The following is a 23,536-nucleotide window of genomic DNA, read 5'->3' as shown; positions in this document are numbered from 1 at the left end:
AATGATTAGATTATAAATTCAAGGTCATTTTTGTAATGGTTTTTGGCTAAATTAATGATTTTAGCATGTAATTAATAAATACGCTGATGAAAAGAGGGACAGAGTTTGCTACTAATCATAATTTGTGTAGGCGTTATTCTATGGTTAGGAATTGTCGAGAAACGAAGACATTCTGACAGATTAGAAAAGATTCCTATACGTATTAATATAAATGGTATTAGAGGTAAATCAACGATTACACGCTTGATTTACAGTATTTTGCGGGAAGATAAATACCGCGTGATTGGTAAAACAACTGGTACAGATGCACGTATGATGTACTGGTTTACACCAAGAGAATATCCAGTATATAGGAAACCTCAGGGTGCAAATATCGGCGAACAACGAGATATCGTCAGAAAAGTTGTGAAACAAAGAGCTAACGCATTAGTCAATGAGTGTATGGCAGTTAATCCAGACTATCAAATTACATTCCAAAAAGATTTAGTGAAAGCGAACATTGGTGTCATTGTTAATGTGATGGAAGACCATATGGATGTGTTAGGGCCAACTTTAGACGAAGTTGCTCAAGCATTTACAGCAACGATTCCATATAAAGGACATCTCGTGGTAATGAAGGACGACTATACTAAATTTTTTGCTAAAGTAGCTAAACGGCGTAAAACAAAATTAATTGTAGTCGATAAAGAAGAAGTACCAGAATCATATTTACGAGAATTTGGATATATTGTCTTTCCGGATAATGTAGCAATTGCAATGGGAGTTGCTGAAGCATTAGGCATCGACAGAGACACTGCCTTAAGAGGTATGTTAAACGCACCACCAGATGTAGGTGCTGTTGAAGTTAAATACTTTAATGCAAACAATACAACGAATGTCTATGTGAATGCCTTTGCAGCAAATGAGCCACAATCTACTAAAGCAATTTTAAATAAAGTAGAATCATATAATTACCCATATCAAAGAATTGTTATAATTTTAAATTGTCGCTCAGATAGGGTAGATAGAACCCGACAATTTGTAGAAAATTTCATAAAAGATGTACCGTTCGATACATTAATTTGTACTGGAAAAAGTACCCAAATGGTATCGGAAGTGATGAGAGAATTACCCGATAAAAAATATTTGAATTTTGAAGGTAAAAATATAAGTGAAGTTGAACGTGCGCTTTATGCAGAATCACATAATGCTTTGATATTCTGTGTTGGTAATATTCATGGACCAGGAAAAGAAATCGCACAATATATAGATAGAAGGGATACATTAATATGATAGGTTCAGAGTTATATTTTTCATTATTCGTGGGGATTGTTTTAAGCCTCATATTTGCCGAAAAATTCGGCATTAGTCCTGCTGGATTAGTTGTTCCAGGATATCTAGCGCTGATTTTCGATCAACCAATCATGCTGCTATCTGTACTAATCATTAGTTGCATTACATATTTTATTGTGAACCATGGTATTAGCTGCTTTGTTATTCTTTATGGGCGTAGGAAATTTGCTGCAATGATATTAACTGGAATGGTTTTAAAATTTATATTTGATTTAATTTATCCATTAACGCCATTTGAGATGGTAGAAATGTCCGGTATTGGTGTTGTAATACCAGGTATCATCGCAAATACTATACAAAAACAAGGTGTCGTAATAACTTTATCTACGTGTATGTTATTAACATGTATTACATACATTGTCTTATTCTTTTATAGCTTTATTAATTAGTAAGGAGCAGATATATGAAGCAATCTAAACGATTTTCTATCGATGAGCGTGTTTTGAAGTGGACAAAGCGCCATAAAAGAAGGAATTCCATATATACCGTCTTGATATTAATTATAGCGATCATTTTGTTAGTATTTGTATTAAAGCAACAGGATTTTGAACCTGTTAAAGCTATGAATAAAGGAAAAGATGAAATTAAGCTAACATATCTAGGTAATGTGGAATTAAACAATCATACAAGAAAAAACAATATTAATGATACTTTTAGTGCTGTCGAAAACATGTTAAAAGATAGTGATTATTCTACAGCAAGCTTGAATTTAACCAAGTTTTCAGATGATAGAAAAACAAATATTAATAAAAATTTAGAAAATGTAATGTTTTTAAAAAGCTTAAATATTAAAAGTTTAAATATTATAAATCAAGTTACTGATAACATTACAGCAAGAGATTTTAGTAAAGCTGTTGAGGCACAAAATGGATATAATTTTTTAACTGGTAATGGTTCTAATCCTATCAACAGTAAAACAGTACAACAAACAGTAAAAGGTAAAAAAGTAGCTAATGTTTCATTTACAGACGTTGAGTCTGATTACACAGATCCTTTAAAAAACACTACATCCATCAGCTTGGAACCTAATATTTATGTTCCATTAATAAAAAAATTGAAAGAAAAAAATGATTATGTAGTCGTTAATGTGGACTGGGGTATAACCGATGAAAGATCAGTAACAACAAGGCAAAAACAGTATGCACACTCACTCGTAGATGCAGGTGCTGATGTCATCGTCGGACATAACACAGTTGTTCAGGAAATTGAAAATTATAAAGATGCCAGCATTTTTTATAGTTTAGGTAATGTAACTTCAGAAGGTTTTTTATCAAAAAATAAACAAGGTTTAGCTGTACAACAGAATTGGAACGGTAAAAATTCTAAATTCATGATTACGCCTATCAAATCAGTGGGCGGTAAATTGACTAAATCTACACCTAACAAAATTGAAGAAACAAAATTATTAAATAATATTAAAGGTGACAATATAAATCTTAAAAAAGAGAATGGAGGTTATACGTATGAACATTAAAGATCATTGGGTAAGTATTACAATAATTGTAGTTGTGTTGATAATATTCTTACTAATTGTATTCGCTAGAGCGAACGAAGGTTTAGACCGTTATGAACAAAATGAACTTAAATCTTCACACCATCAATATTTATCTAAAGGAGCTTAGCTATGAGTATTTATAATAAAAAAACGCTCATCGTAATATTACTCCTTACTATTATCATATCCTTTGCATTTTATATGATTACAAAAAAGGATAATTATGATAAAGATGATTTATATGAAAATAAAATTGCGGATCATCAACAAGACATATCGGATAAAAATTACGGTGTAGCTTCAAATAATCCGATTGCTACACGTGTTGGAGAAAAAATATTGAAAGATGGTGGTAACGCAGTTGACGCGTCAATCGGAGTGTCATATGCCCTTGCTGTCACTGAACCACACTCTTCTGGCCTAGGCGGTGGAGGTGCGATGCTGGCTTACGATGGTCAAGAAAATGTTGCACCAAAACAATGGCAGTATAAAGATATTTCTTCTTTTAATTACAAGCAAAAAGATAAAATTGGTGTTCCAGGTTTCGTTCGAGGTCTTGAAGACGCTCATAAAGAGGCAGGAAAAATGGATAGAAAGAAAATCATGAACTATGTTATTCCTTTAGCTGAAGAAGGCTTTGAAGTTGATTCAGAATTAGAAAGAAGTTTGAAACTATATGGTTCAGATGTAGATAGAGATTCACCTTTCTTTGAAGGAGAGCAAACCAAAAGAGAAGGTGATGTCATTAAGCAACCAGCTTTAGCTAAAACATTAAAAGGTATTAGAGATAACGGGCCTAATTATTTCTATGATAAAGTTGGTAAAAGTATCACTAAGCAAACGGATGACAAACTAACCGAAAAAGATTTCCAAAGTTATAAAACAGAGAAAAAAGAGCCAGTAAGTACAGACTATTTAAATAATAAAGTTTATGCTGCATCTAATCCTTTAGGAGGATCACTGATGCTACAAGGTTTAGAAATTGATGAAGCTACTAATAATCAAGCAGCTCAAGGTGATCGTTTGGATTATATCACTGGTATTTTAAAATCTAGAGACTTGATGTACCGAAATAGGGATATTGTAAATGGACAAGATGAAGACTATGATGAATATCTTTCTCAAGATTACCTGTTAGGTAGATTAAATGAAATTAATTTTGAAAGTAATTTCAATACAAATAACATCGATAATACGAGCACAACACACTTTGTGGTTGTTGATAAAGATGGACAGTTGACAAGTACAACGAATACGTTAGCAAGCTTCTTTGGTTCAGGGGAGTATGTAAAAGAAGGATTCTATATGAATAATTCATTAAGTAACTTCTCTTCTAATCCATCTAGTCCAAACTATGGTGCTAAGCATAAGCAACCACGCTCATTTACTTCACCGAGCATCGTAGTTGGACCTGATTATTACATGGGTATAGGAACGCCAGGTGGTAACAAAATTCCAACTACATTAAATGAGGTGATTATTGATTACTTACGTAGCGATGGCACACTACAAGAATCTATTGATAAACCACGTTTTTATAACGATGGAGGAAAAATCTTTTACGAAAATGCCACAGATCAGCAAGATATAGACATTTTCAAAAGTTTAGGATTTGAAATTGAAGAAAAACGTAATGACCCTAACTTTGGTAGTGTACAAGCTGCACTATATAATAAAAATGATAAAACAGTAGAAATCGGTCATGATGTGGGTAACAGGTAGATTGTTTAAAAAATGTATAAAAAAGTCCAAGGCATCAAATGATGTCTTGGACTTTTTTATTGAGTTTTAATTTCTATCATTCATGTACTGTGCTTATTGGCGAAATTATTATATAACGTACGCGCAAAGATAATAACTACAACAATTGCACCTATGTAACCTACAAATGGGTATATAATGGAAACTAATTCTCCAAAAGGTAAAGTACCACAAATAATAAAAATAACACCTAACACAACTGTAACAGGCACGCTAAGTTTTGCTGGAAAAATCTTCATAAATTCATTTTTAACTAACCAATACATTGGTGCAGTTGTAGAATAAATGCCTAATAAAATACATACTGAAAATATAAATGCTATCAATGGCGCAATCGTATTACCTAAATAAAGTACAGGAACCTCTAATTCAAATACATGATCAGAATGCACTAATAGTGCAATAATCATTACAACCACAGTTAACATCAACACAGAGCCACCAACAATACCTGTAATACCTGCTTCTTTTCTACTATTAGATTGTTGACCAAGCTGTGAAAAGAAAATACTTCCTGCTAAGATGTTATAACAAAAAAATAAACCGCCAGCTTGCCACCAATGTGTTGTTGGTTGTAAATTTTTAGCGCTTTCTGGTAAATAGAGCATATTAGATAAATTACCGATATTTGAGAAAAAGACAATTAGACAAATACCTATTGTCAAGATGACGATAATCGGACCTACAGTACCAATAATATCAACCAATTTTTTTAAACCTAAAATCACTGTAATCATTGCAATAATGCCCATACCTAGTACACCAACTAGATTGGGAAGATGGAATTGCTCTGCAACTACAGCTCCTGTACCAGCAATCATGATGACAACAATGCTAAAAATAAAAATAATTGTAAAGTATTCAATCATTGTTCCCAGGATATTGCCACAATAATACTTAAATATTCTGCCAGGTTGTTTTAATTGAAGATCAAATCCCTTCATCATTAAAGTTGAACCAAGTAAACAGAACAATAATGCGCTAACTAAAGCTCCGAATATACCATATATGCCAAAGGAAGCAAAAAATTGCATCACTTCTTGTCCTGTTGCAAAACCAGATCCTATGAGATAAGCGATGTAAGCACCGCTAAGTTTTATAATATTTGTGAGTTTAATTTGTTGTTGCATCATTGATTCCCCCAATTTTACCAACCTTGACCAGCAATGTCGTAATTATCTAATTTTCCAGATGCTAAATCTTCAATTGCAGATTCTAAGACATTTAATGCCGTATCAAGTTGGTTATACGTTATGACTAATGGAGGTTGGAAACGGAGTACGTTTCCAGCTACTGCAATAATCACGACGCCATTATCAAAACAGCGATTACAAACTTTTAATGCCGCTTCCGCATCACGTGTTTTACTGTCTTTATCAGCAACGATATCAATACCAATCGACAATCCTTTGCCTCTGACGTCCCCAACTGCTTTGAATCGTTCGATCCACGTATCCATGCGTTTGCGTACATATTCACCTTTTTCTGTACTCGCTTGAAGTAAATGCTCATCTTCAATCATACCAATTGTAGCCAAGGCCGCTTCACAGCTTACTGGGTTAGCTCCTGTTGTAAACAAATGTGCTGGCGCTTCTAATGTGTCGATGATTTCAGCACGTCCTATAATTGCAGACATAGGTAGTCCACCTGCTAATGATTTTCCAAAGGTAATCAAATCCGGTTCAATATGATAATGTGAAACTGAACTCCATTCGCCAGTTCGACCAAGACCTTGTTGGATATCATCCACTGCTAATAAAATGCCATGTGTCTTGCATAAATCTTGTAAAGCTTCAAAGTAGCCATCTACTGGCTCTAATAATCCCCCATCACCTTGTATTGTTTCAATAACGATACAAGCTACTTCATCAGCTGGTACATACTTTTCAAACATTTCTTTAAGTGGCGCGAGGTATTCATCAACGGTGTTAGCATTTGGACTACCAAACATGCCTCTGTAGCTATCAGGGAATGGAATATGATAAAAGCCTGGCAACATTGGACCATATTTTTTCTCATGTTTAGACTTATTGCGGACATCGATAATGACCAATAAGTTGATCCGTGGTAAGCATTCACGAAACTGATGATATAAGGTCTTCCTGTATATGCTCTTGCAAGTTTTACGATACCGTCATTTGCATCTGAACCAGAAAGTCCGAAAAGAACACGTTTTTCGTAGTTTCCTGGTGCGATTTCACAGAGTTTCTTAGCAAGTTTAACTAAAGGCTCATGATACATATAAGCAGGCGTATAGTGTATGAATTTATCTACTTGTGATTTAATAGCATCTGACACTGGTTGGGGTGCATGCCCTACATTTTGTGAGCTAGCACTAGCAAGTAAATCGATATATGTATTGCCGTCCATATCAACAAGTGTTGCACCATAACCATGAGAAATAGCTAATGGATAATATTTTATTCGTCCTGGTTTAGCAAAATACTGACTATCTTCATTGATTAATTGAGTGGCTTTTTCCATTCTGTCCATAAATATCATTCCTCCCATGTATTACTCAATATAAATTGGTTTAAAAGTTATACAAATTCAATTCGCACCTTTAACTTCATATCCCGCCGTTTTTTAAAGAGTGAGGTGTTATTAAATATGTTTTATATAATTTCATTAATATTCTTAAATATAATGAAATGGTGATACGTATGAATATACTAAGAAAATTCGGAATTGTAAATATATTCTGAAAATTTAAAGTTGAATAACACTTAAAATTTGTAATATGACACATATAATCTTGCGAAATGCGTTGTATGAAGACAAAATATGCATTTATTAAAATTTTATAGAAATGATGTATTGATAATTGAGCAAAACATAGGGAAGATGAAATATATAAAACGATGAAATGGATAGTTAGGTTTTGAGAAGTTTTTCGTTTATAATATAAATGATATGAGCGATACAATTCGATGTAATTGATAATTGTTTTCAATTATAGTATCTTGAGTCTACACTAATGTTATAGCATAGTTATGTTTACTTGTATTAATAATATTTATCGTTATATGTAAAGAGGGAGTTTTAGATGAACAATAGTAAGATAGAAGTTAAAGATTTAATAAATATAGGACTCTTTACGGCTATATATTTTATTTTTATAGCACCTCCTGGCATTTTAGGTATTATACCTATATTCATGTTATTGCTTCCTGCAATGGTTGGTTTAGTAGGTGGCATACCTATTATATTTCTAATATCAAAAGTTCAAAAATTTGGTGCATTGACAATATGCGGAACGATTGTAAGTCTTATTTTAGCTATTATGGGACATCCATGGATTGCGTTGGTATTTAGTATTCCTGTGATATTACTAGCTGATGGCTTAATGGCTATGAAACGTTATAAAAGTTGGAAACACAATTGTTTAGGGTACATTCTCTTTTCCTTTTGGCCCATTGGTACATTTATACCATTTTACTTTATGAGAAATTCATATTTATCCTTTATTCAAGATAAATACGGTATTGAATATGAGCAAACGGTCGCCACTTTATTTTCTGTAGAAATGATACCAGTTATTATTATTACTACAATCATTGGTGCATGGATCGGCGTTTATATAGCAAAATTAATTTTAAAAAAACATTTCAAACGTACAGGTATGATTTAACATGTATAGTCAAACGATCCCACAAAGCCACTTACTAAATTTAGATCCTAGAATTAAAATTGCGCTTATCTTGATGATATCACTCGTTGCATTAACAGGCGGCGTTACAGGTGTTGAAGTGTATTTAAGGGCAGTAATCATACTTGTGCCAGCATTATTATTATTATGCATTAAAAAATATACTATAGGGCTAGTCATCTTGATATTAACTGTGATGGCGTGGTATGGAGAAGCGTTTGTAACGATTGATGGTAACCAAGTTGCTACATTGTTAATTTTTGTACCGGCAGGCATCATAACACGTTTTTTACCATCCCTCGCAATGGGCTATTATATATTTAAAACCACACAAATTGAAGTGCTAATAACAGGTTTAGAACGAATGAAATTGTCTAGAAAAATCACGATTCCAATTGCCGTTATGTTTAGGTTTTTACCGACAATTAGAGAAGAATCGGCTGCTATAAAGGATGCTATGAAGATGAGAGGTATATCTTTGAAAATTGCTTTTATACATCCAATACAATATGTTGAATATCGAGTTGTTCCATTACTAAACAGTGTTGTGAAAATTGGTAACGAATTAACTATTGCTTCAATTACACGTGGGTTGAATTTAACGCATAGACGTACATCAATCATTTCGCTTAAAATACGTTGGTTAGATTGGTTGTTGTTAGTGTTAATACTGTTCCTTTGTATCATTTATTATGTAATGTGAGGGTAGGATATGATTCAATTTAAAGACGTATCTTTTAAATACGATGAAAGCAAAAGTAAAATATTAAATAATATTAACCTTACTATTGATGATGGTGAGGTTATTTGTTTAACAGGAACTTCAGGTTGTGGAAAAACAACTTTAACAAGGTTGCTAAATGGTATTATTCCTAATTTTTATAAAGGACAGATAGAAGGTCAAATTTTAATAAATCATAAAAATGCACAGCAACAAGATGTTTATGAGTTAACACAGCAAAGTGGTTCAGTTTTCCAAAATCCAAGATCACAATTTTTTTGTTTGAATACGACAAGTGAACTGGCATTTGAACTTGAAAATTATGGTGTATCAGCTAGTCGGATTATGACACGAATCAAAGAAACCGCTGAACAGTTTAATTTTAAACACCTTTTAGATAGGGATATATTTAATTTGTCTGGCGGTGAAAAACAATTGCTAGCTTGCAGTGCTATTCAAGTATATGGTCACGAATTGATTATTTTGGACGAGCCATCGTCAAATTTAGATTTTAATACAATGTTAAAGTTACAAAAAATGATCAAAACTTGGAAAGCGGAAGGTAAAACAATTATTATTGCTGAACATCGATTACACTATTTAACTAAAATAGCTGACCGTTTTATGATAATGGATGACGGAAAAATAAGTGCAATTTATAAAAATGAACAATTTAATAAGTTATCAAATAAACAATTAGCAAAGCTAGGATTAAGAGCTATTCATTTAGAACAATTGCAAGTAAAAACTAAAGTAAATAATAAAGTGGGTTACTTAAGTTTACAAAATTACTATTTTAGATATAAGAGAAGGCAAAAATTAGTTTTAGATATAGATGATATCAGTATCAGTAAGGGAAAAGTGACAGCGATTATTGGCCATAATGGTTCAGGTAAATCAACATTTGCGCGCTGTTTAACTGGAGTCGAGAAAAAATTTAAAGGGACTATTAATACTGGAGAAAAGTGGGTAACACCACAACAAAGTCTTGCAGAAGCTTATTTGGTATTTCAAGATGTTAACAATCAATTATTTGCTGAAAGTGTGGAAGAAGAACTGAGGTTAAGTAATCCAACTTTAAATGATGAGACAATTAAGCGGTGTTTGCAAAACTATAGTATTTCTGAACATCTAGACAGACATCCTTTGTCACTATCTGGAGGTGAGAAGCAGCGTTTAGCTATTGCTAGTGCAGTAGAAACGAAAAGGGATATATTGATTTTTGATGAACCTTCTAGCGGTTTAGATGGTCACCATATGCGGGAAATGAGTACAATTATTAACCAATTGGCAAATGAAGGACACACAGTATTAGTTATAACTCATGATTATGAAATGTTACTCGCTTGTGCAGATGAAGTGCTTCATTTAGAAAAAGGAAAAGTAAAAAAGCAATATGAAATTAACAACGATACAATTGAATATTTACAATCATTTTTTAATATCATTTGAAAAATACAAGATGTAAATAATTAAACGAGATAGATATTATTGATATCTATCTCGTTTGTCATGTTTTTAATGTATTTTTGATAAATCAAGAATTAATCGGAAACATGATATATTTTATTTCTGATTTTGTAACTGTAATAGTTAGTAAATTATGATAACTATGCATCGTTAACTTAGAAAGTGGAGTATTAGCCTTGTTGATTTGTTCGAGAATTTTGGAATCAATAGCGCTTAAGTCCAGGTTATTTGGGATCAAATGTGAAATGATACCATGATTTTCGTTAAGCACTCGTGTGTAAACTGGAAAATCAGTGATGTAATTATGAACAATATTTGCAATTAGGTCAGATGTTGGTGTTGAATAGTTTAAACTATTAAATAATAGCATGTGAAAATGATGTTTAGATTTACCAATTAAACCATAAGGGAATTTAGCAATATGCAAATTAAAAAAAGGTTTTAATAAACTGAAAACGTGAACGATTGGCATGGTACTACAATTATGATTAATCAGCATAAATTGTTCATCATCTTCAGAAAAATATGGAAATGCAAAGCCACCAATTAATGTTTGAAAATCAATTAACAAATGCATCAGTAAGATATGTGGCGAAATGGACATATCTTTATAATAATGTTTTAAATTGGTATGTGTGAGATTATTAAAAACCACTTTTTTGGCAATAGTTGGATGTAATTGATTTAAAAATAACATAATGGTCTGATGGGTATCAAAAGCATTATCAGCGTTGAACCAGTTTCTTGATATAATGTTTTTTAGTAAATACCAATCTGTATCAATGAAATAAAAATCAGCATTTAATGAACTAATATTTTTTTGAAATCTTGAAAAGTTGCCACTGTTTTCCAAGATATGTCCAACATTAACCGCACATTTTATAGTGGGGAACTGTTGTTTAAAGTTATCAATTAATCTTTGATCATTTTTAAATGTTTTATGGTTTGTTTCAATAAGTAAACTGACATTTGAAATATGTTCATTAAGCAGCGTTAATGAAGTCAATAGTTTTATAATTTGGTAATCAATTGATTGTGAAAAGGATGGATTATCAACTTTCAAAGTTATTTCAAAACCTTTGATAAGCAATTGTTTGATTGCAACAAATACATTGTGATGGTCTAATTTGTTTAAATCATCGAAATTAGTGTGAAGTAAAATTAAATTTGGTTTTGAAATTAGCGACAGCATATTAATTGAAAAAGTAGATTGATTAAATGAGATTAACTTATGTAAATCATTAAACGTGATAAAAGTACGTGTCATATTAAATTTCTGAGTATACTTCAGTTTATTCAAGACGATTTGATTAGACGAAATATGTTGATTATGAGAAAAATTATATAATTTGTTGATAGTCTTGCTTAAGTTGGGAGTGCTTAACGAAACTTGGTATGGTGAATTTAAATCATTTTTTCTGAATTGATGAATATAGAATTTTGGCGGCATCTTTATATAGAATTTGAAATTTTTAGAATATGTACTAACATTAGTGAAACTATATTTTAATGCGACGTCGTAAATGCTTTGTTCTTTCTCTAATAAATCAAATAAAGATAATGCAATTTTAAGAGAACTTGTATATTGTTTGAAGTTCATATTTAATATTTTGGAAAATAAAATAGATATATATGATTGTGATATATAAAAAGCATTAGATACTTGTTTTGTAGTTAAAGGTTCATTGATGTGTTTATGTATGTATTGAGTCAAACGTTGAACCAGAGGGTGTTTAGTATACAAAATAGGTAGATATTGATCGTCTAAATCAACTTTTGCTTCTTTAAGTAAAAACTCAATAATATTAGATATATAAAGATGCATACATTTTCTATTTTGATTATGATTCTGTAATTTTTGCAAAACTAAGTTTCGAAATTGCTCTATATATTTAATTTGTTTGATATCAAACAAAGCATTAGCGATGGATTTATCTTTTTCTATAAATAAAGGTAATGGAATCTTAAGTTCTATTAAATTTTCAATATCGATATATTGATAAAGGTCTGCATTATTGATTATACAAGCGTGATCAATAGTTATCATCGATCCATTTAAATTTATTTTACATGATTTATTTATAGGAATTAAAATAATAATTTCATTTATGCATCTTGCCAACTCAGTCATATAATGATTTTTTATTGATAGAGAGCTTATCACAAAGATCACCTTTACTTTATTTTGTTACACTCACAATTAAATGATTAACGTTATTGTACAACTGACACAGACAAAATAGTTAGGTTACAAATAAAGTTTGTTAAAATGATATTAAGAATTAATAATTCGTGTTTTGGATATGAGTATAGATAGAAAAATCACTATTTTGGAAAATAAAATGCCTTTTGTAGTAATAAAATGATAGGTTTCTATTTAATTTACTCGAAAATGAAAAATCTCAATATTAATGATAGCGCTTGCATTTATTGTGGTGAATATATATAATGAATCTAGCTGACATGAATAAGTCGAAGCAAATAACTTAAACGTTTAAGGTGAGTGGCATGGAAAAAAATAAACCTACACTTCATGATGTAGCAAAAGTTGCTGGGGTATCAATTGCGACCGTTTCCAATGTATTGAATAACAAAAGTACTGAATTAGGAAAAAAGACGAGGCAGAAAGTATTAGATGCAATTGATAAATTGCATTATGAACCGAATCAATTTGCAAGAAGTTTAAAAACAGGGCAGTCTAATTTAATTGTTTTTATTGTACCTGATCAAAATCCTTTTTTTACTGAGATACTGACAGAATTAAACAACGAATGTCAAAAACATCAATTGCATGTAGCTGTTGTGTCGTCTGAGGAAAACGAGTTAAAACAACAAGCGTTGATAGAAACATTTATCGCGCGAAATGTAAGCGCTATTATATTAGTTCCAGTGAAGTCTAAATTAAAATTTAAAAAAGAGTGGAGCCAAACACCTATCTTGACTATAGATAGGAAAGTAGATGGTACATATTTACCTTCTATAAGCGTGGATAACAAGAAAGCAGCGTTTGATGCAACTCAGAGAATTATTGATAGTACCTGTAAAAATATAGGGTTACTGTTAGCGAATCCTGATATTAGCACAACGTCAGAACGGAAATCTGGATATGAACAAGCGTTGAAAAAAAATAATATTAAGTTAGATGAGCAACTCATTTATTATAGCAATCAGCAATTGGGTACGGATGCACAAATTGACAGTGGGTATCATGCGACTAAATCATTAATTAACAAACAGGTTCAGGCTGTTGTGGCAACTAATCATTTATTGTTATTAGGTGCTTTACAGGCAATAAAAGAAAGTGGCAAAAAAATTTCTCAAGATATGATTATCATTGGTTTTGATGATAGTTACTGGAATGAAATTTATACTCCAAAATTATCTGTCATTTCACAACCTACAAAAGAGATAGGTCGTGTCGCAGGAGAAATGATCAATCATCTAATTCAAGGGGAAAATGTCTCTTCGATTGAACTAAATACAAAACTAATCATACGTGAATCTTGTTCATTTATAAAAGATAAGTCATTATGATAAAAACTAAAATGTATTCCAAGTCTGATACTTGTTGATTGTTGTTATGATTATATACAGTGGAGCAGATATTGTATTATGAATTGTTTAAGCAAGACGGGTTTTTGAAATCATTTGATTTTAATCCCGTTAACTTAATCGCTAAAACTTAAACGTTTAAGTTTATTTTAGTTATATTTTTAAATAAGGGGGAAATATTTTGAATAACATTACAATTTCTAAAGATAGTCCAAAAACATGGATGGGAATCCCGAAAATTATTTTTATTGCACTTATAGCTATATTTATTTTTATGACAGGAGATGGGATCGAACAGGCATTTTTATCAAAAAATATTGTTGATATCGGTTTTTCTGGTGGTCAAGCTTCCTTAGTGTTTACAGTATATGGCGTGATGGTAGTTGTGGGTTCTTGGTTAGCGGCTGTTTTATCTGATGTTTACGGTCCTAGGAAAATAATGGCTTTAGGAACAATAATATGGTTAATTTTCCACGTGCTTTTTTTAGTGTTTGGAATAGGAATGGAAAATTTGCCTATGATGTTAGTGTTATATGGTATTAGAGGATTAGGTTATCCTTTGTTTTTATATGGTTTCTTAGTATGGGTAACCTATATCACTGATAAAGCAAGATTAGCCACAGCAATTGGTTGGTTTTGGGCAATGTTCTCAGTTGGAATGGGGGTAATTGGTACTTATTTACCTAGTTTCACTATTCCATTTATAGGTTTTAATGGAACACTATGGATGTCATTAATATGGATTTTTATAGGAGGTTTAATTGCATTTATCGTTGTAGGAAAACGGGATGTAAAGCCGAATATAACGCTTTCGGTTAAACAAAGATATACTAAAGTATTAAAAGATATCGGCGTAGTTTATAAGAATCCAGAAATTATTAAAGTCTTTATCGTACGCATCATTAATCAATTGTCTTTGTTTGGGCTAGTTATTATCTTTCCAGTATTATTCACGGAAACTATTGGATTTTCAATGCAACAATGGTTATGGACATGGGGAACAATGCATGTGACGTGTATCGTTGGTGATGTAGTTTGGGGTATTATTGCTGATAAAATTGGTTGGAAACGTCAAGTGATGTTATTTGGTTGTATCGGTTGTGGCATCACGACATTATTATTTTATTATTTACCACTACTTAGTGGTGATGTGTTTGCAATTGCAATTTTATGTGCAGTATTATTCGGTATTACACAATCAGCATTTGTACCTATTTTTGCAATTTTTACAGCTTTAGAGCCTGATCATATTGGTGCTACACTTTCTTCACATAATCTTGCTGCTGGATTGAGTAATTTTATTGCACCATTAATTGCCACGCTTATATTACCGTTATTCAACGAAGTAGGCGTCGTATGGGCTTTTGCTATTTGTTATTTCGTAGGTGCAGCAATCACTTATTATATTAAAGTTCATCAACCAGGCATTGGGGACGATAAAGTTGAAGCATTAAATGCACAAATTGAAAATTATTAAGAAAGGAAGATGTAAATTGGAACAGGTTGTACTTGGTATAGACATAGGTACGAGTTCAGTGAAAATTATTGCTGTGAATAAAAGTGGTCATGTTATTGAACAATCAAGTATTCCTTTGAAATTGAGTCAGCCATATATTGGCTACAGTGAACAAGATCCTGAATCATGGGTGGAGGCAGTAAAAGAAGGTATAAAAAAGTTAATAAATACAGAGACAATGACAAATAAACGTATTAGCGCCCTTTCGTTTTCTGGACAAATGCATGGTTTAGTACCACTGGATAAAACATACCAACCTATTAGAAATGCAATACTATGGAATGACACTAGAACTACTAAACAATGCGAGGAATTAGAAAACAAATTTGGGAAGACACTTTTAAATAATCCTATACTTGAAGGTTTTACATTACCTAAACTTTTATGGATGAAACAGAACGAACCAAATTATTGGCAACAATTAGAAGTGTTTTTGTTACCTAAAGATTATGTACGCTATCGACTAACAGGTCATATTGCTATGGAATATAGTGATGCAGCAGGTACGCTTCTTTTCAATCCAAAAACAAATGACTGGGAAAAAGAAATTGGGGACAAGTTGGAACTTGGTGATATATACCCACCGTTAGTACAGTCGCATAGTTATGTAGGTAATGTTACAGAAATAGTTAAAAAAGAACTAAACATTAAAGAAGATATTGCTGTTTTTGCTGGTGGTGCAGATAATGCATGTGGCGCTTTAGGTTCAGGTGTTATTAATGAAGGTCAAACGTTATGTAGTATAGGAACTTCAGGTGTGATTTTATCGTGTACTACAAATAATCAAGTAGATTATGGACATAACATTCACTTCTTTAAACATGCCATGCCTAATATGTCGTATGCAATGGGTGTCACATTAAGTGCAGGTCATAGTTTAAATTGGCTCAAAGAAAAGCTTTTTAAAGCATATTCATTTGATGAAATCTTGAATTTTGCTGAGAAATCTACTATTGGAGCAAATGGTTTGTTGTTTTCACCATACATTCAAGGTGAGCGAACACCACATGGTGATGCATATATTAGAGGAAGTTTCATTGGGATAAATAGTAATACAGAAGAAGCGGATTTTGCACGAGCTACAGTGGAAGGCATTACTTATTCACTATATGAATCCATTGTATATATGAGAGAAAACGGTAGGCATATTGATGAAATTATTTCGATTGGTGGTGGCGCTAGAAGTAGTTTTTGGTTACAAATGCAAGCAGATATTTTCAATACTCAAGTCACTGCATTGAAATATGAAGAAGGTCCAGGTGTAGGAGCAGCCATGTTAGCTGCATATGGATTAGGTTGGTTTAATACAATGCAAGCATGTGCTGAAACATTTATAGCGCTAGGAGAGACATATAAACCAAATATAGAAAATCATAAAAAATATAAACAGTATTTTGAAATTTATAAGAATATATACGCTCAGACAAAAACGATAACAGAAAACTTATTAAATATTAATTAACTATTAGGAGGAATTTAAAATGAATAATAATATTCCAGAAACTATGAACATTTCATTATTAAATAAACCATTTGAGATGGAACTTAAAGAAGTAGACGTTCCTAAATTAGGACCTACAGATGTTTTAGTAAAAGTGATGGCGGTAGGTGTTTGTGGATCGGATGTTCATTATTATGAACACGGTCGTGTAGGGGAATTTGTTGTTGAAAAACCATTGATTTTAGGACATGAATGTTCAGGAATCGTTGCTGATATCGGCTCAAAAGTAACACATTTTAAACCCGGGGATAGAGTTGCCATTGAACCTGGAGTTCCCTGTGGAGAGTGCGAATACTGTAAAGCTGGTAAATATAACTTATGTCCTGATGTTAAGTTTTTAGCTACGCCTCCTATTGATGGTGCATTTAGTCAATATATAAGTCATCCTGAGGGATTTTTATTCCATATTCCTGATGCACTATCATATGAAGAAGCAACATTAAATGAACCATTTTCAGTTGGCGTACAAGCATGTAAGCGTGCAAATGTTCAACCAGGTTCCACAGTAGTAATAATGGGTATGGGCCCAGTTGGTTTGATGGCTGTTGTAGCAGCAAAAGCTTTTGGTGCTACAAGGATTATAGTGTCAGATCTTGAACAAATAAGATTGGATGAGGCATTAGAACTTGGTGCAACACATGTTATAAATATTAAAGAAGAAGATGTTATTACCCGTATTAATGAAATAACAAATCATAACGGTGTAGATTATGCTTTTGAAACTGCAGGTAATCCAACAGCCTTACAAAATGCACTAGCGGTCTTGAACAATGACGGAACTTTAGCAATAGTTGGCTTGCCACAACAAGAAAATATTGAGTTAAATATACCTTTTATCGCTAACCATGAAATTAATGTCGTAGGTATCTTTAGATATGCCAATACTTATCCAATGGGCATTGAGATGTTATCTTCAACTGCAGCTAATTTAAATACAATGTTTACCGATTCATATGATTTGGAAGATGCACAAGAGGCAATGGAAAGAGCAAGAACCAATAAAAGCGGATCATTAAAAGTTATGGTTTATCCTAATGGAAAATTAAAGTAATAGTATTATAAGAAGATCTAAAATCACTGCCTGAAAGTGATTTTAGATCTCTTTTCAAATGAGCAACTTTAGCACATTTGTTGAGAATGCAGTGCGATACCATTAGTGTTAATGGGTGCATAAAGTTTAATTCTGGGAATGGAATATAACTATGATGATAGATGGCAATAAAAGCCTAGAGATATAGCACGAAACATTCTCTTAGAATATTATATATCTTAAAATGTATTGTTACAATATAAAATTCAAAAAAATTAAAATAAATAAATGATATGCGTTATAAATAAAAAATAGGTGCTTATTTGTAGTGATATAAAATTAAGCTTTGAATTAATTGAAGAGCAATGATAATTACTTATTTTTTTGATAAAGTTCAAATGCTTTGTACAGAAATATTAGGGAAGATACAATTAAAAATAAAGTGAATAATCCGTTAAAAATAGGATTGCTGAAAAATTGGAAAATAGTAACTGAACTTAATGATTCTAAAAATACTGAACCGGTTGTTTTTATTTGTAAGAAGTCAAAAGAAAGTAAAATCAAAGTAATCATCAACATGTAACCTACGGCGATAAAAAAGAGGTTTAGTAAATCTAATAGAAACATCCTTCTCATAACAACCAGCCTCCCTTCTTACTGTTCTATAACCGATTTGTAGTGTAATAAAGCTATATTTAAAGAAATTTACAAAAAATTAACAAACGATAGAGTGAATATCTTTACAATTGTCCTTATCAATTTACATAAAAATAAAAATGAGAATAAACTGTTTGACTTTGTTGAAATGTGATAAAGAATAAGTAAATGTGTGTTTTGAATAGGAGGTTTAAAATGTATAAAGCAATTATTTTTGATGTTTATGGAACACTTTTTGACATGTCCTCTTTAAAAAAAGGTATGACGCAATTTGATGATGAACAAGCAACATCAATTTCAAAGCTGTGGAGAAAAACGCAATTAAATCACATGTTTTTAAAACAAATTATGCAAAGATATATTTCCTTTGATGAGTTAACGAAAGAAGCTTTACGTTATACAATGGATGAACACAAAATAAAATATGATCGTGAAGATATAAATAGGTTGTTTGATGCTTTTTTAAATTTAGAGTATTTTTACGAAGTACCTAAAATACTTGCGCAACTTAATAATATGAATATCGATGTTGGTATACTATCTAATGGAAATGATAATATGCTTAGACCATTGATTGATAATTCTGAGTTAGGTGAAAATATTAATACAGTTATGAGCGTTAATGAAATTAAACAATATAAACCCAGCCCTGCAAGTTATGCATTGATTTTGAAATATCATCATCTGAAAAGAGAAGAGATATTATTTGTTTCTTCTAATTCTTGGGATGTAACGGGAGCAACCAATTTCGGTTTTGATACAGCTTGGGTGAATAGACAAAATGGACATTTTGATTATAATGGACAAAATCCTACAATAACAGTTAATAATTTAAATGAATTAATTAATTGGTTAGAGATGAATAAATAAACATTTAAGATTGTCCAGAGAGTATTTACAGTCATTAAAAGTGAAAAATCATCATAGTAATTTGAATGAAAAAATAGATGTCAGTTTTGAATGTTTATACTATTTATTCTAGCTAAATATGTGATGGTAAAATTGAAAATGTTAAATACAAAATGGCTAATCCACTTCGTATGGATTAGCCATTTATAGAGTACGCAGTTTCTGTATTAAGCTTTGTTTAGTGATTGTAAGCGTGTTATATCACGTGCTTAGTGATTTTATTTAGCCGTATTTAAATATTGTGGTAATAACTGGCTATATAAATCTATAAAAGTTAGATAAGTATCTTTATAAACATATTCATCAACTTGATGTGCTTGTCCAGTCTCACCTGGGCCATACATTACAAATGAGAAACTTTCATCTTTATCTTTCATTAAATATGATGCATCTGTAGTTGCAGTAGAAGAAGTCACATCCAGATTTCTATCAAAATAGGAATCACCTAAAGATTTAGCTAATTTTAAGAATGTATTATCTCCCTTAGTATATACAGGATCGCGATTTACATAAGGGTTAACAGTTATATCGGCGTCACTTTCTTGGTTAACTTGATCTTTTATACTGTTAAATAACGCCTCAAATTTATTATTATCATAATCTGGTATGGTACGCATGTTAAACAGTGACTCAGCATACGCTGGTATAGAATTGACTTGGTCACCACCGGATATGATTGTTGAATTCATTGTTGGCGTACCGAGCAACTCACTTTTAATATCAACTTTGTTATACGCTTTATTTAAATAATGAATAAAATCGACCAATGGATTAATCGCATTATAACCTAATTCAGGCATTGAGCTGTGTGAAGATTTACCTTTGGATATCACTTGAATATCCATGGTACCTTTATGTGTATAAACAATGCCATCTTGTGAAGGCTCTGCGATTAATAGGGCTTCGACGTCATCCATATAGCCTTTTTCATGTAATAATGCAGCGCCGTCACTCGTTACTTCTTCTCCTGCAGTCGCCATAAATCTAATAGTACCTTGATTTAATGTACCTGCTTCTTTAATTTCTATTAAACTAATTGCTAAAGCGGCTAGTCCTGATTTCATATCTGCAGAACCACGTCCGTGTAATCTTCCTTGATTATCTTCTGTAAGCTTAAATGGATCATAATTCCATAAATTTTCATCACCTGTAGTGACAACGTCCATATGCCCTGAAATACCAACCACAGGTTTTCCGTCACCAATTTCTGCAACTAAGTTAGCTCTTGTGTTTTCGCCTTCCAGTTTTTCGATTTTGGTTTGAATTCCGAATTTATTAAATAAATCTTGTAAATAATGTGCGACATCAAGTTCTTTTTCGTTCACAGATTGAATTTCAACAATGTCAGACAATATCTTTACATGCTCATCATTAGAAAATACTGACATACAAACACTTCCTTTATATATATTGAATACTTTAGTATCTACCACATTATTAATTTTTAAAACTATAAAAGGATTAATGCAAAAAAAATATGCTTTGTTAGATAATGAGTTGTGCTATACTTATAATGAATGTTTTGATTTGGACAAAGGAGCATGCGTGACATGAAAAAATGGGGAAGTAGACTTGTCACATTAATTGGTGTGGCACTCATTATAATAGCAATTTATTTATTTATGAAACCAAAGATTGATAATTATTTTACTCAAAAAGACAATGAAAATAAAATAGAACATTATGACCAACAATCTAAAACTTCTGAAAAAAAGAAAGTAGAAATACCTAAAGATAAGACAAAGATGGCAGGTTATTTATCAATTCCTGATGCAGATATTAAAACACCTGTTTATCCTGGCCCGGCCACGCCGAAACAATTAGATAGAGGCGTAAGTTTTGTGGAATCAAACGAATCATTAGAGGATCAAAATATCGCAATTGCAGGTCATACATTAACGGGTCATTCGGATTATCAATTTTCTAGGTTACCTGAAACGAAAAAGGGAAGCAAAGTTTATTTTAAAGTTGGAGATGAGCGAAGAACGTATCAGATTACTAAAATTTATGATGTGAAACCAGATGAAGTTGAAGTGTTGGACGAACAAGCATCGAATAAGAAGCAACTAACATTAATTACATGTGATAATTACAATGAACAAACAGGTGAGTGGGAAGATAGAAAAATATTTATTGCCGAAGCACTATAACATGCACCGTTAAATAAAAAATCATATAAAAAGTCCGTATTCATTACCAAGTAAAAACATGGGTTTGAATACGGGCTTTTTTAAATGTTAATTTTCAATTGCTTGAATGAATCTTTTGGTGATTTCTTTAGGGCGTGTAATCGCACCTCCGACGACTGTACAATGAACATTTAAGTCTGTAACTTGTTTAAACATTTCAGGTGTGATGACATTTCCTTCAGCTATAACTTTTGCATGAACATGTGAAATCACATCTTTTAAAAATTTGAAGTTATCTTCATACAAAATATGTCCTTTAGTATAAGCAGTATAGCCTCGAAGGGTCGTTCCTATGTAATCAAAACCTAATTTATCAGCATATTGTGCTTCTTCAAGTGTAGAGATATCAGCCATAATTTCTATATTTGGTGCTTGCTGACGTATATAAGAAACAAGTTCTTGTAATGATTCTTCAGGACGCTCCTGCTGTGTAGCATCCAAGGCAATAACTTCACATTTGCTTTCTAGTAATTCATCGACTTCTTTACGTGTTGCGGTGATAAAAACATCAGAATTTGCATAGTCTCTTTTGACAATACCGATGATAGGTAAATTCACCTCTTGTTTTATCGCCATAATGTCTTCTTTAGAGTTTGCTCTAATGCCAACAGCACCACCTTCATATGCAGCTAAAGCCATTTTTGACATGATAAAAGATGAATGTAACGGCTCATTTTCCAAGGCTTGACATGAGACAATTAATCCTTGTGGTAACATAATAATACACTCCGTAACTTTAGTAGATTTAATAAAATACTTTACTATCTAATAGATTCATATTTTTAATATAACACCAAGAAAATAATAATCAATATATTTCATTGTTATGAAAAACATTTTCATTTATACTATAGCTATGATTGGGATGGGAGGATAGATAATATGAAATTTGAAAATCGCGTGCAACGTTACCATCATTTATTTACTAAAACAGATAAACAAATCGTAGCGTATATTCAAAACAATGACTTTGACGACACATTTTCAACAATTAATTCATTAGCATATGCGATTGGTACTTCGCCTGCAACGATTACAAGATTTAGTAATAAATTAGATTATGAGAACTTTCAAGATTTGAAGTTTAATTTACAGCAAGAAATGTCGGAAAGAGTAATAGAAAATAGTCCTTTAATTCAACGTATTCATAAATATCATCAAAATATTATTCAGCAAACAGGAGAATTTATTTCTGATGAAAAAATTCAAAGCTTTGTTAACCAAATTATTCGAAGTAGACAAATCATTTATGCAGGTCTTGGTAGTTCTGGATTATCAGCTACAGAATTTTACTATCGTATGATGAGAATGGGTTTGAAAGGGAATGTGTCTACAGATGCTCATCAAATGAAAATATTTGCTTCTTTGTTATCAGCATCAGATACATTTGTAGCGATTTCAAATAGTGGTGAAACTACAGAGCTTATAGCTGCAGCCAAAGTAGCACATGAACGTGGGGCTTATGTCGTAGTTATAACGAATTATGAAGGAAGTCCAATTACTGAGTGTGCAGATTTAGTGCTCATAACAACTGATCAATCTAGAAATAAAGACACACAATTTATTAATACTCAAATCGCAACATTGTTTTTAATAGATATTGTCAGTTACTTATTATTAGATGATACATATATGCATAATGTATATCAACATACGAAAAAAGTAGTGTTAAATGAATAGAGTCATTGTGAACGTAAACACGTAAATAAATGTTACGAGGTTCGTTAGGCATATAAGTATCCTTGATTAAAACA

At 31.8% G+C, this 23,536-nt stretch carries 20 protein-coding genes and 1 pseudogene; 15 read left to right on the top strand and 6 right to left on the bottom strand.

Features of this window, described 5'->3' with window-relative positions; all coding sequences use genetic code 11:
- The first annotated feature begins 105 nt into the window (after window positions 1-105).
- From pgsB to MUA21_RS10940, 5 genes are read left to right on the top strand one after another with little or no spacing between them, the layout of a single operon-like run.
- Window positions 106-1,272, top strand: a complete 1,167-nt coding sequence (gene pgsB / locus MUA21_RS10960) for a poly-gamma-glutamate synthase PgsB (RefSeq protein WP_262561268.1) — start codon at window positions 106-108, stop codon at window positions 1,270-1,272.
- Window positions 1,269-1,721: a poly-gamma-glutamate biosynthesis protein PgsC gene (gene pgsC / locus MUA21_RS10955; RefSeq protein ID WP_262561267.1), complete on the top strand. Its 453-nt coding sequence runs from the start codon at window positions 1,269-1,271 to the stop codon at window positions 1,719-1,721. The genes pgsB and pgsC overlap by 4 nt, the downstream gene beginning before the upstream one ends.
- 14 nt (window positions 1,722-1,735) lie before the next feature.
- Window positions 1,736-2,806 carry a CapA family protein gene (locus tag MUA21_RS10950; RefSeq protein ID WP_262561266.1) on the top strand — a complete coding sequence of 357 codons (1,071 nt, stop codon included), beginning with the start codon at window positions 1,736-1,738 and terminating at the stop codon, window positions 2,804-2,806.
- A complete protein-coding gene (locus tag MUA21_RS10945; RefSeq protein WP_198644442.1) occupies window positions 2,796-2,954 on the top strand; it encodes a hypothetical protein in 159 nt (52 codons plus the stop codon). The genes MUA21_RS10950 and MUA21_RS10945 overlap by 11 nt, the downstream gene beginning before the upstream one ends.
- Window positions 2,955-2,956: 2 nt before the next feature.
- Entirely contained in the window at window positions 2,957-4,549 is a 1,593-nt protein-coding gene (locus tag MUA21_RS10940) for a gamma-glutamyltransferase (RefSeq protein ID WP_019470032.1), read from the top strand.
- Between the two features lie 80 nt (window positions 4,550-4,629).
- Here MUA21_RS10940 and MUA21_RS10935 read toward each other — a convergent pair whose 3' ends face one another.
- Together MUA21_RS10935 and MUA21_RS10930 are read right to left on the bottom strand one after the other, a co-directional pair.
- Window positions 4,630-5,721, bottom strand: coding sequence for a YkvI family membrane protein (locus MUA21_RS10935; protein WP_241957522.1), 1,092 nt, complete (start codon window positions 5,719-5,721; stop codon window positions 4,630-4,632).
- A gap of 14 nt (window positions 5,722-5,735) precedes the next feature.
- Window positions 5,736-6,958 (bottom strand): annotated as a pseudogene (locus MUA21_RS10930) (aspartate aminotransferase family protein).
- Between the two features lie 676 nt (window positions 6,959-7,634).
- Here MUA21_RS10930 and MUA21_RS10925 point away from each other — a divergent pair.
- Genes MUA21_RS10925 through MUA21_RS10915 form a run of 3 tightly spaced genes read left to right on the top strand, consistent with a single transcriptional unit; the run spans window position 7,635 to window position 10,410 of the window.
- Window positions 7,635-8,219 (top strand): MptD family putative ECF transporter S component, encoded by a 585-nt coding sequence (locus MUA21_RS10925; RefSeq protein ID WP_262561265.1) that lies wholly within the window; start codon window positions 7,635-7,637, stop codon window positions 8,217-8,219.
- 1 nt (window position 8,220) lies between these two features.
- Entirely contained in the window at window positions 8,221-8,940 is a 720-nt protein-coding gene (locus MUA21_RS10920) for an energy-coupling factor transporter transmembrane component T (protein ID WP_046206766.1), read from the top strand.
- A gap of 9 nt (window positions 8,941-8,949) precedes the next feature.
- Window positions 8,950-10,410, top strand: coding sequence for an ABC transporter ATP-binding protein (locus MUA21_RS10915; protein ID WP_262561263.1), 1,461 nt, complete (start codon window positions 8,950-8,952; stop codon window positions 10,408-10,410).
- Between the two features lie 85 nt (window positions 10,411-10,495).
- Here MUA21_RS10915 and MUA21_RS10910 read toward each other — a convergent pair whose 3' ends face one another.
- Complete coding sequence (locus MUA21_RS10910; RefSeq protein WP_262561262.1) at window positions 10,496-12,475, bottom strand: helix-turn-helix domain-containing protein; 1,980 nt, start codon at window positions 12,473-12,475, stop codon at window positions 10,496-10,498.
- A 461-nt stretch (window positions 12,476-12,936) separates the two neighbouring features.
- Here MUA21_RS10910 and MUA21_RS10905 point away from each other — a divergent pair, with 461 nt between their 5' ends.
- The 4 genes from MUA21_RS10905 to MUA21_RS10890 all read left to right on the top strand — a co-directional run bounded on the left by MUA21_RS10905 (window position 12,937) and on the right by MUA21_RS10890 (window position 18,048).
- Window positions 12,937-13,962 (top strand): LacI family DNA-binding transcriptional regulator, encoded by a 1,026-nt coding sequence (locus MUA21_RS10905; RefSeq protein WP_107525228.1) that lies wholly within the window; start codon window positions 12,937-12,939, stop codon window positions 13,960-13,962.
- A 199-nt stretch (window positions 13,963-14,161) separates the two neighbouring features.
- The gene (locus MUA21_RS10900) at window positions 14,162-15,457 is read left to right on the top strand and encodes an MFS transporter (protein WP_262561261.1); all 1,296 of its coding nucleotides are present in this window, start codon (window positions 14,162-14,164) and stop codon (window positions 15,455-15,457) included.
- A gap of 16 nt (window positions 15,458-15,473) precedes the next feature.
- The gene (gene xylB, locus MUA21_RS10895) at window positions 15,474-16,958 is read left to right on the top strand and encodes a xylulokinase (protein ID WP_046206971.1); all 1,485 of its coding nucleotides are present in this window, start codon (window positions 15,474-15,476) and stop codon (window positions 16,956-16,958) included.
- Window positions 16,959-16,977: 19 nt separating this feature from the next.
- Window positions 16,978-18,048, top strand: a complete 1,071-nt coding sequence (locus MUA21_RS10890; protein ID WP_107525223.1) for an NAD(P)-dependent alcohol dehydrogenase — start codon at window positions 16,978-16,980, stop codon at window positions 18,046-18,048.
- Between the two features lie 351 nt (window positions 18,049-18,399).
- On the opposite strand, the gene MUA21_RS10885 is transcribed toward MUA21_RS10890, so the two are convergent.
- On the bottom strand, window positions 18,400-18,663 hold the full coding sequence (locus MUA21_RS10885) for a hypothetical protein (protein WP_019470044.1): 264 nt from the start codon (window positions 18,661-18,663) through the stop codon (window positions 18,400-18,402).
- Between the two features lie 216 nt (window positions 18,664-18,879).
- On the opposite strand from MUA21_RS10885, the gene MUA21_RS10880 reads away from it, so the two are divergent.
- Window positions 18,880-19,554: a haloacid dehalogenase type II gene (locus MUA21_RS10880; RefSeq protein WP_107525221.1), complete on the top strand. Its 675-nt coding sequence runs from the start codon at window positions 18,880-18,882 to the stop codon at window positions 19,552-19,554.
- 257 nt (window positions 19,555-19,811) lie between these two features.
- Here the strand turns inward: MUA21_RS10880 and MUA21_RS10875 are convergent, their stop codons facing one another.
- The gene (locus MUA21_RS10875; protein WP_262561260.1) at window positions 19,812-20,981 is read right to left on the bottom strand and encodes an ArgE/DapE family deacylase; all 1,170 of its coding nucleotides are present in this window, start codon (window positions 20,979-20,981) and stop codon (window positions 19,812-19,814) included.
- 162 nt (window positions 20,982-21,143) lie between these two features.
- On the opposite strand from MUA21_RS10875, the gene srtA reads away from it, so the two are divergent.
- Window positions 21,144-21,743, top strand: a complete 600-nt coding sequence (gene srtA / locus MUA21_RS10870; protein WP_019470047.1) for a class A sortase SrtA — start codon at window positions 21,144-21,146, stop codon at window positions 21,741-21,743.
- Window positions 21,744-21,830: 87 nt separating this feature from the next.
- On the opposite strand, the gene MUA21_RS10865 is transcribed toward srtA, so the two are convergent.
- Entirely contained in the window at window positions 21,831-22,499 is a 669-nt protein-coding gene (locus MUA21_RS10865) for an N-acetylmannosamine-6-phosphate 2-epimerase (protein WP_107525218.1), read from the bottom strand.
- Window positions 22,500-22,664: 165 nt separating this feature from the next.
- On the opposite strand from MUA21_RS10865, the gene MUA21_RS10860 reads away from it, so the two are divergent.
- Window positions 22,665-23,462 (top strand): MurR/RpiR family transcriptional regulator, encoded by a 798-nt coding sequence (locus MUA21_RS10860; RefSeq protein ID WP_019470049.1) that lies wholly within the window; start codon window positions 22,665-22,667, stop codon window positions 23,460-23,462.
- Window positions 23,463-23,536: the final 74 nt, after the last annotated feature.

The organism is Staphylococcus ureilyticus (assembly GCF_025558845.1).
GTDB lineage: Bacteria > Bacillota > Bacilli > Staphylococcales > Staphylococcaceae > Staphylococcus > Staphylococcus ureilyticus.
Note: the sequence above shows the minus strand (reverse complement) of the source record. Positions and strands in the feature narration are given on the sequence as shown.

Excerpts from the sequence above, each read along its gene's own strand:
- MUA21_RS10925 (WP_262561265.1), top strand. The coding sequence starts at position 7,635 with ATGAACAATAGTAAGATAGAAGTTAAAGATTTAATAAATATAGGACTC.
- MUA21_RS10935 (WP_241957522.1), bottom strand. The coding sequence starts at position 5,721 with ATGATGCAACAACAAATTAAACTCACAAATATTATAAAACTTAGCGGT.
- srtA (WP_019470047.1), top strand. The coding sequence starts at position 21,144 with ATGAAAAAATGGGGAAGTAGACTTGTCACATTAATTGGTGTGGCACTC.
- MUA21_RS10860 (WP_019470049.1), top strand. The coding sequence starts at position 22,665 with ATGAAATTTGAAAATCGCGTGCAACGTTACCATCATTTATTTACTAAA.
- MUA21_RS10945 (WP_198644442.1), top strand. The coding sequence starts at position 2,796 with ATGAACATTAAAGATCATTGGGTAAGTATTACAATAATTGTAGTTGTG.
- MUA21_RS10865 (WP_107525218.1), bottom strand. The coding sequence starts at position 22,499 with ATGTTACCACAAGGATTAATTGTCTCATGTCAAGCCTTGGAAAATGAG.
- MUA21_RS10910 (WP_262561262.1), bottom strand. The coding sequence starts at position 12,475 with ATGATAACTATTGATCACGCTTGTATAATCAATAATGCAGACCTTTAT.
- MUA21_RS10905 (WP_107525228.1), top strand. The coding sequence starts at position 12,937 with ATGGAAAAAAATAAACCTACACTTCATGATGTAGCAAAAGTTGCTGGG.
- pgsC (WP_262561267.1), top strand. The coding sequence starts at position 1,269 with ATGATAGGTTCAGAGTTATATTTTTCATTATTCGTGGGGATTGTTTTA.
- MUA21_RS10920 (WP_046206766.1), top strand. The coding sequence starts at position 8,221 with ATGTATAGTCAAACGATCCCACAAAGCCACTTACTAAATTTAGATCCT.
- MUA21_RS10875 (WP_262561260.1), bottom strand. The coding sequence starts at position 20,981 with ATGTCAGTATTTTCTAATGATGAGCATGTAAAGATATTGTCTGACATT.
- MUA21_RS10950 (WP_262561266.1), top strand. The coding sequence starts at position 1,736 with ATGAAGCAATCTAAACGATTTTCTATCGATGAGCGTGTTTTGAAGTGG.
- MUA21_RS10890 (WP_107525223.1), top strand. The coding sequence starts at position 16,978 with ATGAATAATAATATTCCAGAAACTATGAACATTTCATTATTAAATAAA.
- MUA21_RS10885 (WP_019470044.1), bottom strand. The coding sequence starts at position 18,663 with ATGAGAAGGATGTTTCTATTAGATTTACTAAACCTCTTTTTTATCGCC.
- MUA21_RS10915 (WP_262561263.1), top strand. The coding sequence starts at position 8,950 with ATGATTCAATTTAAAGACGTATCTTTTAAATACGATGAAAGCAAAAGT.
- MUA21_RS10880 (WP_107525221.1), top strand. The coding sequence starts at position 18,880 with ATGTATAAAGCAATTATTTTTGATGTTTATGGAACACTTTTTGACATG.
- MUA21_RS10940 (WP_019470032.1), top strand. The coding sequence starts at position 2,957 with ATGAGTATTTATAATAAAAAAACGCTCATCGTAATATTACTCCTTACT.